Here is a 15,045-nt window from a genome sequence, read left to right as displayed (position 1 = left end):
TAATTTTTTGTATTTACAATACAATTCAATTTTTCTTCAAAGAAAACTCTTAATAACGATAAAATAATCATTCGGAAAAAATATGAAAGAAATGCAAAAAACAATCGATATAGCTTTTGATCAAAGCATTCATAATAAATTATATAAAATAGATAAAATTACTTGTGAAATAATTAATAAAATAATCTATTTATTAAATCAGGGGGAGATTCGCGTATCGGAAAAAGTTAATGGAAGTTGGATTACTAATCAATGGATCAAAAAAGCTATATTATTATTTTTTAAGATTCATAAAGAAAAAGTAGTAGAAGGTGTTTTTACAAGATTTTATGATAAAATTCCAAATAAATTTACTTATTATGATGAAAAAAAATTCAGAAAAGAACAGTTACGTATAGTACCTTCTGCTATAGCAAGATATGGATCTTTTATTGGAAAAAACTCAATATTAATGCCATCTTATGTTAATATTGGAGCATATGTTGATGAAAATACAATGATAGATACATGGGTGACTATTGGTTCTTGTGCTCAAATTGGAAAAAACGTTCATATTTCAGGAGGTGTTGGAATAGGAGGCGTATTAGAACCTCTACAAACTAATCCAACGATCATCGAAGATAACTGTTTTATTGGTGCTCGATCAGAAATTGTTGAAGGAGTCATAGTAGAAGAGGGTGCAGTTATTTCTATGGGAGTTTATATAGGACAAAGTACAAAAATTTATGATCGTGAAACAGAAAAAATTTATTATGGTAAAGTGCCAGCTAAATCTGTTGTAGTCCCAGGAACTTTACCGTCTAAAAATGGTTTATATAACCTTTATTGTGCTGTAATTGTAAAAAAAGTAGATGATAAAACACGAAATAAAGTCAATATTAATGAAATTCTACGTAATGTTAATTAAAAATTATCATAATAAATTAATAACAACACTTGTAACATATTTTTTAATAGGCGGGAAAGTAATCCGCCTTTTTTATTTATATAGAACATATTAAATTTTTGATGTTTTTATGTTATTTTGAGCACTTTAAAACATTTATTTTAGAGCATTCGTATTAACGTTTTATTTTTAATATTTGTTATACTTGGAGCTTTACCAAAAAAAAAATTAAAAAAACTTAATACGTAAATTCTTAACAGAAGTACTCTCAACTTCTATCTTTTTAATAAATTTTATTTACAATATAATTTTTATTTTAATTAAAAAATGATATAATTTTTTACAAAATTACAAATATCACTATTTTAATATTTTTATCTATTATAACATATGATTATTGGTTTGATTGGAGCAATGGCAAATGAAATTGCTATTATTAAAAAAACAATTTTTGATAGAAAAAAAATTTTAATAGGAAAATGTGTTATTTATAAAGGCACTTTTTTAAAAACTTTAAAAATTGTTATAGTCCAATCAGGTATTGGAAAAACATCATCTGCGATAGGCGCAACTATTTTGTTAAGTTTCTTTAAACCTGATTTGGTAATTAATTTTGGTATATCTGGTAGTCTTCAAAGTTTAACTAAAAAAGGAGATATTATTATTGCAAATAAAGTATTATACCACGATGTTAACTTAGTAAAACTTGGATATTTTTTAGGACAAATTCCAGATAATCCCCATTTATTTTTAATAAATAAAAACATATTATTTTTAGTAAAAAATTTTATGAAAAAGTATCAAATAAAATTTCAAGAGGGATTAATGACAAGTGGGGATCAATTTATTTACAATGAAGATATGGTATCAAAAATTTTAAAAAATTTTCCAGAAGCTATTTCTGTTGATATGGAATCAAGTACTGTTGCTCATGTTTGTTACCATTTTTCTGTTCCGTTTTTAGTTATTCGATCAATATCTGATATTGCCATCAAAAATAATTTAACATCTTTTGAAGACGATATGTATATTGGAATTAAAAATGTATCTTCTGTAATATATAAATTATTAAAAGATATAGAAAAAAATCAGTCAGTCTATTCTAGACTAAAAGAATAACCACAACTACAAGTAGTTTTTGCTTTTGGATTAGTAATAGTAAATCGTGATCCTGAAAAATTTTCAATATAATCTAAGGAGCCTCCATCTAGATATTGAAAACTAATATAATCAATAACTATGAATACTTCTGAAATTTTAAGAACTATATCGTCCTCGTTTATTTTTTCATCAAAAATAAAATTATATTGAAAACCATTACATCCACCTCCAGTAATGGCAATACGTAGTTTTTTTTTCATATTTTTTTTACTATACATTAAGCTTTTTAGTTTATTAATTGCATTATCAGTACAATTTAATTTATGGGGGGAAAGATTAGTATTCATTTTTTAAATTCCATTAACAATTTTATTAAAATTTTTAATAAAAAATTTACAAGATAATTTGTTTTTTTGAACATCATAGAGATAAAATTTACCAATTTTATGAAAAAATTATTTTTATACTTGCTAAGTAAAATACTTATTTATATGAAATCTTTATATTGTAAAAAATAAATTTGTAATAAATTAATTTATTAAAGTATAGAATTATATGTTTTGAAAAATTCAACTATTTATATATAAATAGTTTTCTAGTCAGTAATATAAAAATTATGGCAAAAATTAATTCTAATCTTGCTTTTTTTAAAAAAGCAAATACAAATTTAGTTTGTATTTATAAAGTTTGATAACTTTATATTTTTATGAATTTTTTGTATAAATTATATTAATAATAATTAAATTAATTTTAAAATATGTGCTTTTTTTTTAAAACATTTATGTGTATTATAAAAATATACAGTAAATTATACAAAATACTATTTATCTTAGATGAAGTAATAACAGGTTATTAAAATAATTTTAAATATACTCAAAATAATTATTAAATAAAACTTAATTTCACTAGTGCAAATTTTTTTGAAAAAAAAGTACAAACAAATGTCTATTTTATTAAGAATAGATTTATGTAAATATTTGATATAATTGCTAATTATATCAAATAAAGCTTATTATGTTTAATACACTTATCAGCTAAATTTACTCATTATTAAAAACATATAAAAAAATCAACAAACACTTTAATTATTACTCACATTTTGAGATACGAATTATTACTAAAATAGTGTATCCTTATAAAAATATAACAAAATATGATAAAATATCTTATAAATATTTTTTTATATAATATTAAAAAAGGGATATAATTAGAAAAATTTTTTTCAGTTTTTATTTTTTTAATTAGTTAAATTGCAAAGTAACATCTAAGTAATTACCAATTATTTTATGTAAATTTTAAATAAAAACAAAGATAATTTAATTTATCAATAAAAATTGCTAATTTTTATCCATATCTTTTAATTTTTCTGATAATTCTCGTCTTTCTTTAGAAAGATCAGCGTTTTTAATAATATATTCATCTACACGATCTTCATAATCAATTTGCATTGTTTTAATAATTTTTTGAATAGTTTCAATTTTCATATTAGTTTTAATATATTCGCTTAAATTCTTCAATAAAAGAACACGTTTTTGGTTGTCACGAATTTTTTTTTCATTATCATCAATTTCTCGTTGTAATTTATTTTTGCGACGAAAAATATGAACAAATTCTAAGACATGAAAAAATGATTTTTTAGAAGTTTCCATAAATTACCTTTATAAATAAAATTTTTTAAAAGTATTGATTTTTATAAATAATATATATTAGATAGTACGAAGATGTTAGTAAAATTAAAAAAACAAAATTAAAAAATTAAACGTTTTCATAATATTTTTCACTTTTAATGTTTTATACGAATGAAATTTTTGACAAAATTTATCTATAATTTTTATATATAATGGCAGTACAATAAAATAAAAATTTATATTATATTGTTATATATAAAAACTTATACGTTAAAACAAAAATTTTATCATTAAAAAAAAATATCTATAAAATTATTTACTAGAAATTAATTTCTTGGAGTATAATATGTGTCAGAACAAAATAATACATGTAAACGATAAAAACTTTGAAGAAAAAGTTTTAAAAGCACAAGGTTTAATTTTAGTAGATTTTTGGGCTGAATGGTGCGGACCATGTAAAATGATTGCGCCTATTCTTGAAGAAATAGCAGAAGAATACGCAGAAAAACTAGTTGTTGCTAAACTAAATGTTGACAAGAATCCTAAAACTTCACCAAAATATGATATTAAAGGTATCCCAACTTTAATTTTATTTAAAAACGGTCAAGTAATTAGTACTAAAGTTGGTTTGTTATCTAAAAGTCAATTAAAAAGTTTTTTAAGTCCTAACTTAGATTAATACCTTTTATGCAAAAAAACGTCAGCGGAAAAACATCTACCGCTGAACGTTAAAAAATTACAAGTATATTACTTATAATAAATAAAAAATCTTACTTAAAAAAATATAATTATAATTACATTTTTTTTTAAAACTAAAAAATATACCCAATTAATACTAAAGTTAAAAAATCATTAATTGATTTTTTATAATATATACACATAAAAATATGCAATAAAATTTATTTTGTCATATTCATTAAGTTTAAAATTATCCAAAAGTTTAAGAATCTATTATTATGAATCTTACGGAATTAAAGAATAAACCGGTTTCAGAGCTAATTATTCTTGGCGAAAAAATGGGACTGGAAAATTTAGCACGTATGCGCAAACAAGATATTATTTTTACTATTCTTAAACAACATGCAAAAGGTGGGGAAGATATTTTTGGTAATGGTGTATTAGAAATGTTACAGGATGGTTTTGGTTTTCTCCGTTCTTCAGATAGTTCTTATCTTGCTGGACCAGATGATATTTATGTATCACCTAGTCAAATTAGACGTTTTAATCTTCGTACTGGTGATACTATTGCTGGTAAAATTAGACCTCCTAAAGAAGGAGAACGTTATTTTGCATTATTAAAAGTTAATGCAGTTAACTACGATAAACCAGAAAATGCTCGTAATAAAATTTTATTTGAAAACCTCACTCCCTTACATGCAAATTCTAGATTAAGGATGGAAAGAGGAAATGGTTCTACCGAAGATCTTACTACTCGTGTATTAGATCTTGCTTCTCCTATCGGTTGTGGGCAACGTGGTTTAATTGTTGCTCCGCCAAAAGCGGGAAAAACAATGCTTTTACAAAATATTGCTCAAAGCATCGCTTATAATTATCCACATTGTGTATTAATGGTTTTACTAATTGATGAACGACCAGAAGAAGTAACTGAAATGCAGCGATTAGTAAAAGGGGAAGTAGTAGCATCTACTTTTGATGAACCTGCTTCTCGCCATGTTCAAGTAGCAGAAATGGTTATTGAAAAAGCAAAACGTTTAGTAGAACATAAAAAAGATGTAGTTATTTTATTAGATTCTATTACTAGATTAGCACGTGCTTATAATACAGTTGTTCCTGCGTCCGGTAAAATTTTAACAGGAGGGATTGATGCTAATGCGTTACATCGACCTAAACGTTTTTTTGGTGCTGCAAGAAATGTTGAAGAAGGTGGTAGTTTAACTATAATAGCTACTGCACTTATTGATACAGGATCAAAAATGGATGAAGTAATATATGAAGAATTTAAAGGAACAGGAAATATGGAATTACATTTGTCAAGAAAAATTTCTGAAAAGCGTGTTTTTCCAGCTATTGATTATAATCGTTCTGGAACAAGAAAAGAAGAATTATTAACTTATCAAGAAGAATTACAAAAAATGTGGATTTTAAGAAAAATCATGCATCCAATGAATGAAACTGATGCAATGGAATTTTTAATTAATAAATTAGCGATGACAAAAACAAATAATGAATTTTTTGATATGATGAAACGTTCTTAGTAGCTAATATTTGTTATATTATAAATAAATATTTTAATATTATTCATAAATTTTTTTCATTCAAAACTAATTATATTTTAATACTATTCCATAGTCTTAATTATTCATTAATATATTGTTCTGATTTTTTAAAAAAATATTTAAAAAAGTTATTAATAAACAATAAAACTATTAAAAAAAATACTTTTTGCTATAAAAAATATAAAAAAATAAACAAAATTACTGGACAGTATGATCATAAATTCGTAAACTACCGACTAGTGCTTATATTTTTATAAATAAGCGCCTGTAGCTCAGTTGGATAGAGCGCTGCCCTCCGAAGGCAGAGGTCTCGGGTTCAAATCCTGTCAGGCGCACTAAAAAAAATGGTGACTATAGCTCAGTTGGTAGAGCACTGGATTGTGGCTCCAGTGGTCGTGGGTTCAAATCCCATTAGTCACCCCAAATTTTTACTTTTCGTATAGCATCATGTTAGTTCTGTTTTGTTTAATAAATGCTATAATTTTTTATAAGCGAAGATGGCGAAATTGGTAAACGCACTAGTTTCAGATGTTAGAGTCTAAAAAAAGACATGAGGGTTCGACTCCCTCTCTTCGCATTTTTTACGGCGAGTAGCGCAGCTTGGTAGCGCAACTGGTTTGGGACCAGTGGGTCGGAGGTTCAAATCCTCTCTCGCCGATTCATTAAATTAAGATAGTTATATTAAAAATTATTTGATAAAATTTCTTTAAATAAAGTTTTATTATTAGCATTTTTTGCAATTTTTACTGTTTTCCATCCTATTTTAAATGCTAACTTTGCTAAGCGCTCGCTAACTACTAAAATATTACATTTCAGAAGCCATTTTTTATTATTAGTAGATGAAAATAAAAAAAATAACCGTTTCAAAATATCACTACTAGTAACAACTAATGTTTTTATACCTATTATTTTCCATTTTTCTATATCATAACTAGTTATATGTTGCTTAAAAATTCTTTTATAACATTGGCAGAAACTAATATTTGTTTTACGAATTTTTAAAAAATTGGAAAGTACACTTCTGCTTCTATTTCCTTTTAGAATAAGTGCTTGTTTTTTAGAAATGGATTTCAATTCAAAAAATTTAATTAGCATTTCACTAGTTTCATGTGTTTTAGGATATTTTGGTTGAATTCCAGTGAATTTATACATTTCTAACGCTGTATTTTTTCCAATAGCGTAATAATTGATGTTTTTTGGCCAATAAATTTTTTTTTTAATAAATAACGAAATATAAAAAATTACTTGCTTAGATAATATAAAGACTAAAGATCCTGCATTTAGTTTACGTATAATTTTAGGAAGCTTATGTAAATCTTTCCCTGGTAAAAATTTAATTAATGGAAAACTCCATGCATTTTTACCTGCTTTTTCTAAAAGTTTCACCAATTTTGTTGCATCAGGTTCAGGACGCATAATTAGAATAGTCAATTTTTTTTAAAATTCTTATAAATAATGTTCATGTAATATTTTATGTGCTCCTTGTTTAATAAGCTTTTTAGCTAAATTAATTCCAACTTTTATAGGTTGATTTAATGGTCCTTTTTTTTCATCAAAAATAATTTTTTTATTATTCACAGAACCTATAAAACCCCGTAACCAAATTTTTTTATTTTTAATGATAGCAAAACTTCCCGTAGGGCTTTGACAGCCTGTCCCAAGATAATTGTTCATAGAACGTTCTGCAAGTACACAACAAGCTGTTTTTTTATCATTAATTTGACGTAAAATCTTAACAGTTTCAATATCAGATAAACGAGATTCTATTCCAATTGCGCCTTGCCCAGCACATGGTAAAAAAAACTCTATTGGTAATATTTCTTTAATTCTTTTTTCTTTTCCTAATCTTTTCAAACCGGATACTGCAAGTATAATTGCATCATATTTTCCTAAATCTAGTTTTTTAAGTCTAGTTTCTACATTTCCCCTTAATGTTTTTGTAATTAAATCTGAACGGTAATTATTTAGTTGAAATTGACGTCTTATACTTGATGTTCCGATAATTGCAGATTTCGGTAAATCATTAATGGATGCATAATCATTTGAAACAAATGCATCATAAGGATTTTCTCTTTTACAAACACTAACTAAACCTAATCCTTTAGGTAATTTATTAGGAACGTCTTTCATAGAATGAACAGCTATATCTGCATAATTATTCGTAATAGCATCTTCTAGTTCTTTTGTAAAAAAAGATTTATGTAGATGTATATTATTTTTAATAGTGATATTTAAATGTTTATCTCCTGCAGTTAAAATTGGAATAATTTTAATTTCTAATGTGTAGTTATATAAATTTAACAATTTTTTTTTTACATATTGTGCTTGCCATAAAGCTAAAGGACTTTTTCTTGTAGCAATTCTAATAATTTTTTTTAACATATATAATTATTGATTTATTTTTATATTTTGTAAAAAATATGAAAATTATAATTTTAAACAAAAGATTTTAAACTATTAGAGAAAAAAATGAAATTTTCAAAAATGCACGGTTTAGGTAACGATTTTGTGATCATAGATGGTATTAATCAAAAAGTTAATCTTTCTTCAAAAATTATTAGCAAATTATCTAATAGAAATTTTGGTATAGGTTTCGATCAATTATTGCTTGTTGAAAGTTCTCGTAATAATAGTTGTGATTTTAATTATCGTGTTTTTAATTCGAATGGTAACGAAGTTGAACAATGTGGAAATGGGGCACGATGTTTTGCTCGATTTGTTTATTTAAAAGGATTGACTTTAAAAAAAAATATATGTGTTAAAACAAAAAATAGAATAATAAATTTAACTTTACTAAACGATAATGATGTATCTGTTAATATGGGAGAACCTATTTTTGATCCTAAAAAAATACCATTTTTATGTAATAAAAAAAAAAAAAGATATAAAATACATGTTAATAACAATATTATAACATGTGGTGTTTTATCTATGGGAAATCCCCACTGCATTTTACAAGAAAAAAATGTAAGTAAATCTAAAATAAAAATTTTAGGACCTTTATTAGAAAATAATGCATTATTTCCTGAAAAAATAAATGTTAGCTTTATGGAAGTTATCAATAATAAACATATCAAAATACGTGTATATGAAAGAGATATTGGTGAAACACAAGCTTGCGGAAGCGGTGCTTGTGCTTGTGTTGCATATGGTTATTTAAACGGTTTTTTATCTCAAAAAGTTAAAGTAGATTTACTAGGTGGTAGCCTTGATATTTTTTGGGAGGGATTAGGAAAACCTTTATTTATGATAGGAAGTGCTACACATGTATATGATGGCGATATCAATATATAAATTTTAAATATATAAAAATTATATATATAAAATTATTAATCTTTTATAAATTTTCACTTATTTATAAATAAACATTATTTTTATAAAAATGTATATTATAAATATAATATATTAAAAACTAAGAGAATTTCATGAAATTTTATCGTTCAATAAGACCAATTTATGCTATTACCTTTGATCTTGACGATACTCTTTATGATAATCATTCAGTTATTTGTAAAACAATTAACGAATCTCATATTGCCTTACAAAAATATCATCCATTGCTCAAAAATTTTACTAAAAAAGAATATCAAAAGCTACGCAAAAATATTTTAAAAAAAGAACCAGAGATTTACCATAACGTTACTGAATGGAGACTTCGTTCACTTGAACTTGCAATGTTAAATGTTGGTTTTTTACCTCATTTAGCAAAAAATGGAGCAAAAAAAATTATGTCTGTATTTTCTTATTGGCGTAATAAAATAAAAATATCAGAAAACGTTCATATAACTTTATCAAAGTTAATGAATAATTTTCCATTAGTTGCTATTACAAACGGTAATGTTCAACTTAAAAAGATAGGTATTGAAAACTATTTCAAATTTATTTTATATGCAGGTTTAAACGGTAGATCAAAACCATATGAAGATATGTACAAACTAGCTTCTTATCGTTTAAAAATTAACATTAAAAATATTTTGCATGTAGGAGATGATCTAATTGCAGATATTTTTGGATCTATTAAATCAGGTATGCAATCTTGTTGGATAAATAACAAAAAAGAAAATTTAATAAAAATTAACTCTGTACGTTTACTTCCTCATATGGAGATTTCAAAATTAGATTCGCTTATTTCGTTAATATAACTATAATTATAAATTATCTTATTTTTTTTATAGTAACATTAAATATATGAATGTTTCTCATTTGATTATTGATTTAAATCAAAAACAGAAAGAAGCTGTGCTATCTCAAGCTAAAAATTTATTAGTTTTAGCAGGTGCAGGAAGTGGTAAAACACGTGTTTTAGTTTATCGAATTGCTCGATTGATTTCTGAAAAAAATAACATTAACTCTATAATGGCAGTAACTTTTACTAACAAGGCAGCTTTAGAAATTTGTAATCGAATTAAAAAAATTAAAATATTGAAAAATTTTGAAAGAAAAGAAATGTGGATTGGTACTTTTCATAGTTTATCATATCGATTATTACGTATTCATTATTCTGATGCAGATTTACCTAAAAATTTTCAAATTTTAGATCGTGATGATCAACTTTCTTTATTAATATCTATTATAAAAGAAATGAATATTGATGAAAAAAAAATTTCTATAAATAAAATTTTATCATATATTAACAAAAGAAAAGATGAAGGAAAACGAACATATCATATTCAATGTCAATCTGAGTTAATGAATTTAACTTTATTAAAAATTTATAAAAAATATGAAGAAATATGTAAAAATTCAGGATTAGTTGATTTTTCTGAATTACTCCTGAGAACTTATGAACTATTTTTAAAGAAACCATATATTCTCAAATATTATAGAAAACGTTTTTCAAATATATTAATAGATGAATTTCAAGATACTAATGGAATTCAATACCAATGGATTAAAATATTAGCAGGAAAAAAAAGCAATATTGTTGTAGTGGGAGATGATGATCAATCAATTTATGGATGGAGAGGTGCAAAAATAGAAAATGTTCAACATTTTATTAATGATTTTAAAAATACACAAATTATTCGTTTAGAACAAAATTATAGATCAACAAAAAACATTTTAAATTTAGCTAACACTTTAATTTTAAATAATAATAATCGTTTAACGAAAAAGTTGTGGACAAATGATATAAAAGGAGAATTAATTAAGATCTATTGTGCAAAAAATGAAGTAGATGAAGCAGATTTTTTAATTTATGAAATAAACAATTGGATCGAAAAAGGACAATTTTTAAAAGATTGTGCTATTCTTTATCGGAACAATGTTCAATCTCGTGTAGTAGAAGAAGCGTTAATAAAAAATCATATACCATACTGCATACAAGGTAGTATGCGATTTTTTGAGCATCAAGAAATAAAATATGCATTGGCTTACCTAAGAATAATTTTCAATAAAAATGATAACCTTGCTTTAGAAAAAATTATTAATGTACCTGCACGAGGAATAGGACTTCAAACATTTAATCTTATTATTCAACAATCCAAACAAAAAAACTTAACGTTTTGGAAAACTATTAAATTTTTATTAATATCAAATATTTTAACAAAAAAAGCTTTTGTTTCGCTAGAAAATTTTTATAAATTAATTAATTCTTTATCACAAGAACTTATAAATGTTCCTTTATATATACAAACGAAAACAGTAATAAAAAAATCTGGTTTATGGTGTATGTATGAAAAAAAAAAAGAAACATCAAGAATAGAAAATTTAAAAGAATTAATTACAGCAACTAATCAGTTTAATTATGAAGATAAAACGATGACTCCATTGCAAGCTTTTTTAGCTTATACTGTCTTATATTCTACAGAAAACAAAACTGATCAAGAATCTTTAAAATTAATGACTATACATGCTTCTAAAGGATTAGAATTTAAAAAAGTTTTAGTAATAGGTTTAGAAGAAGGAACATTTCCTAAAAAAACATATGAAAATAATGAATTAGAAGAAGAACGTCGTTTAGCATATGTTGCAATCACACGTGCAATGACACAACTAACTTTAAGTTATTCAGAAACAAAAATTATCTATGGAAAAAAAAAATTTTTAGAACCGTCACGTTTTATAAAAGAATTACCTAAAGCATATCTTAAACCATCTCCTTTTAAAAAAAATAACATTAAATATTCTAAAAAAGAAAATATATTTCAATATCAAAAAAAACAAAAATTTAAAAAAGGACAAAAAGTTAAACATAAAGTCTTTGGATTTGGAATAGTACTACAAATAGATAATAATGAAGAACAAAGTAAAATTGAAATTCTTTTTCATGATAATAGCAGAAGATGGATACTGACTGATTATATATATATTTAAAATTTTTATTATTTAGATGAGTTATTATCTTACTTTCATATTTTAAAAATATAGAAATTATTAATTATTTTTATAAAAATTAACAAATATAAATATTTATTTAATAAGTTTCTATTTATACATTTCATACAACAATACCAATCTTTTTAACTAACTTATATAAAATTAGAGATTTTTCTTATGTTAAACGCATTTAAATTAAATCAAAACGGAATTGGACGTTTAGATTTAGAAAAAAATACTTTAGATTATGCAATTTGGATTGATTTAATAGAACCAGAAGAAAACGAACGAGAAAGAATTCAAAAAGAATTGGGACAAAATTTAATAAGGAGACCAGAATTAGAAGATATTGAAGCTTCTGCTAGATTTTTTGAAGATGAAAATGGTTTACATATTCATTCTTTTTTCTTTTATGAAGATTCTGAAGATCATATTGGTAACTCTACTGTTGCTTTTACTATTAGAACAGGACGACTATATACTTTACGTGAAAGAGAATTACCTGCGTTTCGTCTTTATCGTATGAGAGCTCGTAATAGAAGACTGTTAGATGGTAATGCTTATGAACTATTACTTGATTTATTTGAAACTAAAATAGAACAATTAGCAGATGAAATTGAAAATGTTTATAGTGCTTTAGAAAAATTAAGTAGAGTAATTATGAAAGAAAAATCAGTTGAAGAATATGATGAATCTCTTGCTAAGCTTGCACAATTAGAAGATATAGGATGGAAGGTACGTCTATGTTTAATGGATACACAACGTGCTTTAAATTTCTTAATAAGAAAAACAAGATTACCAAGTAATCAATCTGAACAAGCGAAAGAAGTAATACGTGATATTGAATCACTACTACCACATAATGAATCTTTATTTCAAAAAGTAAATTTTTTAATGCAAGCAGCAATGGGTTTTATAAACATTGAACAAAATAGAATAATAAAAATATTTTCAGTGGTTTCTGTAGTGTTTTTACCTCCAACATTAGTTGCATCAAGTTATGGAATGAATTTTGAATATATGCCTGAATTAAAATTCAGTTTTGGATATCCTGCTGCAATTATTCTAATGATTATTGCCGGTTTTGCTCCTTATTTATATTTTAAAAGAAAAAATTGGTTATAATAGTATAATTATTAAAATAGTAGCGACTTTATGAATATCATAAAAAACGAAAAAATAACTATTCGTCGTCCAGACGATTTTCATGTACATTTGCGTGATAAAAAAATTTTAAAGAAAGTTTTACCATATACTAGTAGTATATATGGTAGAGCTATAATTATGCCTAATCTTACACCGCCTATTACTAACATCGAAGAGTCTCATAAATATCGGAAGCGTATTATGCGTGCGCTTCCCTCAAATCATCATTTTATTCCTTTAATGACTTGTTATCTAACAGATAATACTAATCCTCGTGAAATAGAAAATGGATTTTTGAATAATTTTTTTTTTGCTGCAAAATTATATTTTAAAAACAGTACTAATTATACAAAAAATGGAGTTTCTAATATTTTTGCTATATCTAAAACATTAGAAGTTATGCAAAAAATAGGAATGCCTTTATTAATTCATGGAGAAATTACAGATAATGATACTGATATTTTTGATAGAGAAGTAAAATTTATTGATATAATTTTAGAACCATTAATAAAAAATTATCCTGAATTAAAAATTGTTTTTGAACATATTTCAACTAAAATAGCTGTTGATTATGTTATAGAATCCAATGATTTTTTAGCAGCAACAGTTACCCCTCATCACTTATTTTTCAACCGTAACAGTTTATTGAATGAAAAATTTTTACCTTATTTGTTTTGTTTACCTATCCTAAAAGAAAAAAAAGATCAAAAAGCTTTAAAAAAAGCTGTTACCAGTGGTAACAAAAAATTTTTTTTAGGAACAGATACAGCTCCGCATTTTTATTTTTGTAACAAGGTATGTCAAATAATAAAACCAGGTATCTTTAATGCACCTTCTTCCATTCTAGCGTATCTAAAAGTTTTTGAAGAAATGAACGCTTTAAAATTTTTTGAAAAGTTTTCTTCTGAAAATGGTGCAAATTTTTATAATTTACCTTTAAATAAAGAAAAAATTACATTTATTCATAAACCTAAAAGAATAGATAAAATTATTAAAATTGAAAAAAAAGTATCGTTTCCTTTTTTAGCAGGTGAAGTAATGAATTGGTCTGTAATTTTATAATATTTTAAAAACTTAGTATAATTTTAAAAAAATGAAAAATAGAGTACTTTATAGTACTCTATAAATGCTGTTTAAATTTTTCCTACTAATTCTATTGAAGGTAATAAAGTTTTTTCTCCTTTTTTCCAATTAGCTGGACATACTTCATTTGGATATACACTAATATGTTGTAGAGCTTCTATTTTTCTTAGTAATTCTTTTGAATTTCTTCCTATACCTGCTATATTTATTTCTATTGACTGAATAATACCGTAAGTATCAATAATAAAAGTCCCTCTTTCTGGTAATCCATTTTCTTCGTTCATTACTTCAAAATTTCTTGTCAAATTACCAGAAGGATCTGCAATCATTGTATATTGTATCTTTGAAATACTTTTTGACGCGTCACACCATGCTTTATGAGTAAAATGAGTATCTGTAGAAATTGAATAAATATTAACTTGTAATTTTTGAAAATCATAATAATGATTTGATAAATCTTTAAGTTCTGTTGGACAAACAAAAGTAAAATCAGCTGGATAAAAGAAAAAAACGTTCCATTTACCTAGGATATCTTTTTCAGATACAGTAACAAATTTACCATTTTTTAGAGCATGGTTATAAAAAGGTTTAATTTTTGTATTTAGCATAGACATATTTTAACTTTTCCTAAAGTTATTTTTTCGCA

The 15,045-nt window shown here is 24.5% G+C and carries 14 protein-coding genes and 4 tRNA genes; 13 read left to right on the top strand and 5 right to left on the bottom strand.

Annotated features, from left to right (window positions below; all coding sequences use genetic code 11):
- Nucleotides 1-82: 82 nt before the first annotated feature.
- Nucleotides 83-907 carry a 2,3,4,5-tetrahydropyridine-2,6-dicarboxylate N-succinyltransferase gene (gene dapD / locus TGUWTKB_RS00680; protein WP_041062518.1) on the top strand — a complete coding sequence of 275 codons (825 nt, stop codon included), beginning with the start codon at nt 83-85 and terminating at the stop codon, nt 905-907.
- 369 nt (nt 908-1,276) lie between these two features.
- The gene (locus tag TGUWTKB_RS00675) at nt 1,277-2,005 is read left to right on the top strand and encodes a 5'-methylthioadenosine/adenosylhomocysteine nucleosidase (RefSeq protein ID WP_052459518.1); all 729 of its coding nucleotides are present in this window, start codon (nt 1,277-1,279) and stop codon (nt 2,003-2,005) included.
- Here the strand turns inward: TGUWTKB_RS00675 and erpA are convergent.
- Entirely contained in the window at nt 1,984-2,334 is a 351-nt protein-coding gene (gene erpA / locus TGUWTKB_RS00670; protein WP_041062516.1) for an iron-sulfur cluster insertion protein ErpA, read from the bottom strand. The two genes, TGUWTKB_RS00675 and erpA, sit on opposite strands and share 22 nt — an antisense overlap.
- Nucleotides 2,335-3,324: 990 nt before the next feature.
- A complete protein-coding gene (locus tag TGUWTKB_RS00665; protein WP_041062514.1) occupies nt 3,325-3,636 on the bottom strand; it encodes a DUF496 family protein in 312 nt (103 codons plus the stop codon).
- Nucleotides 3,637-3,961: 325 nt separating this feature from the next.
- On the opposite strand from TGUWTKB_RS00665, the gene trxA reads away from it, so the two are divergent.
- From trxA to TGUWTKB_RS00635, 6 genes are all read left to right on the top strand, one after another.
- The gene (gene trxA, locus TGUWTKB_RS00660) at nt 3,962-4,294 is read left to right on the top strand and encodes a thioredoxin TrxA (RefSeq protein WP_041062512.1); all 333 of its coding nucleotides are present in this window, start codon (nt 3,962-3,964) and stop codon (nt 4,292-4,294) included.
- A 277-nt stretch (nt 4,295-4,571) separates the two neighbouring features.
- Nucleotides 4,572-5,831: a transcription termination factor Rho gene (gene rho / locus TGUWTKB_RS00655; RefSeq protein WP_041062510.1), complete on the top strand. Its 1,260-nt coding sequence runs from the start codon at nt 4,572-4,574 to the stop codon at nt 5,829-5,831.
- 282 nt (nt 5,832-6,113) lie between these two features.
- Nucleotides 6,114-6,187 (top strand) — tRNA-Arg (locus TGUWTKB_RS00650).
- 12 nt (nt 6,188-6,199) lie between these two features.
- Nucleotides 6,200-6,275: transfer RNA gene (locus TGUWTKB_RS00645), tRNA-His, on the top strand.
- 68 nt (nt 6,276-6,343) lie between these two features.
- Nucleotides 6,344-6,429 (top strand) — tRNA-Leu (locus TGUWTKB_RS00640).
- Between the two features lie 7 nt (nt 6,430-6,436).
- Nucleotides 6,437-6,510 (top strand) — tRNA-Pro (locus TGUWTKB_RS00635).
- A 23-nt stretch (nt 6,511-6,533) separates the two neighbouring features.
- Here the strand turns inward: TGUWTKB_RS00635 and TGUWTKB_RS00630 are convergent.
- Nucleotides 6,534-7,268 (bottom strand): uroporphyrinogen-III synthase, encoded by a 735-nt coding sequence (locus tag TGUWTKB_RS00630; RefSeq protein WP_052459517.1) that lies wholly within the window; start codon nt 7,266-7,268, stop codon nt 6,534-6,536.
- Between the two features lie 30 nt (nt 7,269-7,298).
- Nucleotides 7,299-8,234: a hydroxymethylbilane synthase gene (hemC, locus tag TGUWTKB_RS00625; protein WP_041062503.1), complete on the bottom strand. Its 936-nt coding sequence runs from the start codon at nt 8,232-8,234 to the stop codon at nt 7,299-7,301.
- An 87-nt stretch (nt 8,235-8,321) separates the two neighbouring features.
- On the opposite strand from hemC, the gene dapF reads away from it, so the two are divergent.
- The 5 genes from dapF (at nt 8,322) to pyrC (ending at nt 14,378) form a co-directional block, all read left to right on the top strand.
- Nucleotides 8,322-9,146: a diaminopimelate epimerase gene (dapF, locus tag TGUWTKB_RS00620; protein WP_041062499.1), complete on the top strand. Its 825-nt coding sequence runs from the start codon at nt 8,322-8,324 to the stop codon at nt 9,144-9,146.
- 131 nt (nt 9,147-9,277) lie between these two features.
- The gene (yigB, locus tag TGUWTKB_RS00615) at nt 9,278-9,994 is read left to right on the top strand and encodes a 5-amino-6-(5-phospho-D-ribitylamino)uracil phosphatase YigB (protein WP_041062497.1); all 717 of its coding nucleotides are present in this window, start codon (nt 9,278-9,280) and stop codon (nt 9,992-9,994) included.
- Between the two features lie 46 nt (nt 9,995-10,040).
- Nucleotides 10,041-12,167, top strand: coding sequence for a UvrD-helicase domain-containing protein (locus tag TGUWTKB_RS00610; RefSeq protein WP_041062494.1), 2,127 nt, complete (start codon nt 10,041-10,043; stop codon nt 12,165-12,167).
- 180 nt (nt 12,168-12,347) lie between these two features.
- Nucleotides 12,348-13,295 carry a magnesium/cobalt transporter CorA gene (corA, locus tag TGUWTKB_RS00605; protein WP_041062491.1) on the top strand — a complete coding sequence of 316 codons (948 nt, stop codon included), beginning with the start codon at nt 12,348-12,350 and terminating at the stop codon, nt 13,293-13,295.
- Between the two features lie 30 nt (nt 13,296-13,325).
- Nucleotides 13,326-14,378 carry a dihydroorotase gene (pyrC, locus tag TGUWTKB_RS00600; protein WP_041062488.1) on the top strand — a complete coding sequence of 351 codons (1,053 nt, stop codon included), beginning with the start codon at nt 13,326-13,328 and terminating at the stop codon, nt 14,376-14,378.
- A 71-nt stretch (nt 14,379-14,449) separates the two neighbouring features.
- On the opposite strand, the gene ahpC is transcribed toward pyrC, so the two are convergent.
- On the bottom strand, nt 14,450-15,013 hold the full coding sequence (ahpC, locus tag TGUWTKB_RS00595) for an alkyl hydroperoxide reductase subunit C (protein ID WP_041062485.1): 564 nt from the start codon (nt 15,011-15,013) through the stop codon (nt 14,450-14,452).
- Nucleotides 15,014-15,045: the final 32 nt, after the last annotated feature.

Source organism: Candidatus Tachikawaea gelatinosa (assembly GCF_000828815.1).
Lineage (GTDB): Bacteria > Pseudomonadota > Gammaproteobacteria > Enterobacterales > Enterobacteriaceae > Tachikawaea > Tachikawaea gelatinosa.
This window is presented reverse-complemented; position numbering and strand designations above follow the sequence as displayed.

Excerpts from the sequence above, each read along its gene's own strand:
- dapD (WP_041062518.1), top strand. The coding sequence starts at position 83 with ATGAAAGAAATGCAAAAAACAATCGATATAGCTTTTGATCAAAGCATT.
- TGUWTKB_RS00675 (WP_052459518.1), top strand. The coding sequence starts at position 1,277 with ATGATTATTGGTTTGATTGGAGCAATGGCAAATGAAATTGCTATTATT.
- erpA (WP_041062516.1), bottom strand. The coding sequence starts at position 2,334 with ATGAATACTAATCTTTCCCCCCATAAATTAAATTGTACTGATAATGCA.
- TGUWTKB_RS00665 (WP_041062514.1), bottom strand. The coding sequence starts at position 3,636 with ATGGAAACTTCTAAAAAATCATTTTTTCATGTCTTAGAATTTGTTCAT.
- trxA (WP_041062512.1), top strand. The coding sequence starts at position 3,962 with ATGTGTCAGAACAAAATAATACATGTAAACGATAAAAACTTTGAAGAA.
- rho (WP_041062510.1), top strand. The coding sequence starts at position 4,572 with ATGAATCTTACGGAATTAAAGAATAAACCGGTTTCAGAGCTAATTATT.
- TGUWTKB_RS00630 (WP_052459517.1), bottom strand. The coding sequence starts at position 7,268 with ATGCGTCCTGAACCTGATGCAACAAAATTGGTGAAACTTTTAGAAAAA.
- hemC (WP_041062503.1), bottom strand. The coding sequence starts at position 8,234 with ATGTTAAAAAAAATTATTAGAATTGCTACAAGAAAAAGTCCTTTAGCT.
- dapF (WP_041062499.1), top strand. The coding sequence starts at position 8,322 with ATGAAATTTTCAAAAATGCACGGTTTAGGTAACGATTTTGTGATCATA.
- yigB (WP_041062497.1), top strand. The coding sequence starts at position 9,278 with ATGAAATTTTATCGTTCAATAAGACCAATTTATGCTATTACCTTTGAT.
- TGUWTKB_RS00610 (WP_041062494.1), top strand. The coding sequence starts at position 10,041 with ATGAATGTTTCTCATTTGATTATTGATTTAAATCAAAAACAGAAAGAA.
- corA (WP_041062491.1), top strand. The coding sequence starts at position 12,348 with ATGTTAAACGCATTTAAATTAAATCAAAACGGAATTGGACGTTTAGAT.
- pyrC (WP_041062488.1), top strand. The coding sequence starts at position 13,326 with ATGAATATCATAAAAAACGAAAAAATAACTATTCGTCGTCCAGACGAT.
- ahpC (WP_041062485.1), bottom strand. The coding sequence starts at position 15,013 with ATGTCTATGCTAAATACAAAAATTAAACCTTTTTATAACCATGCTCTA.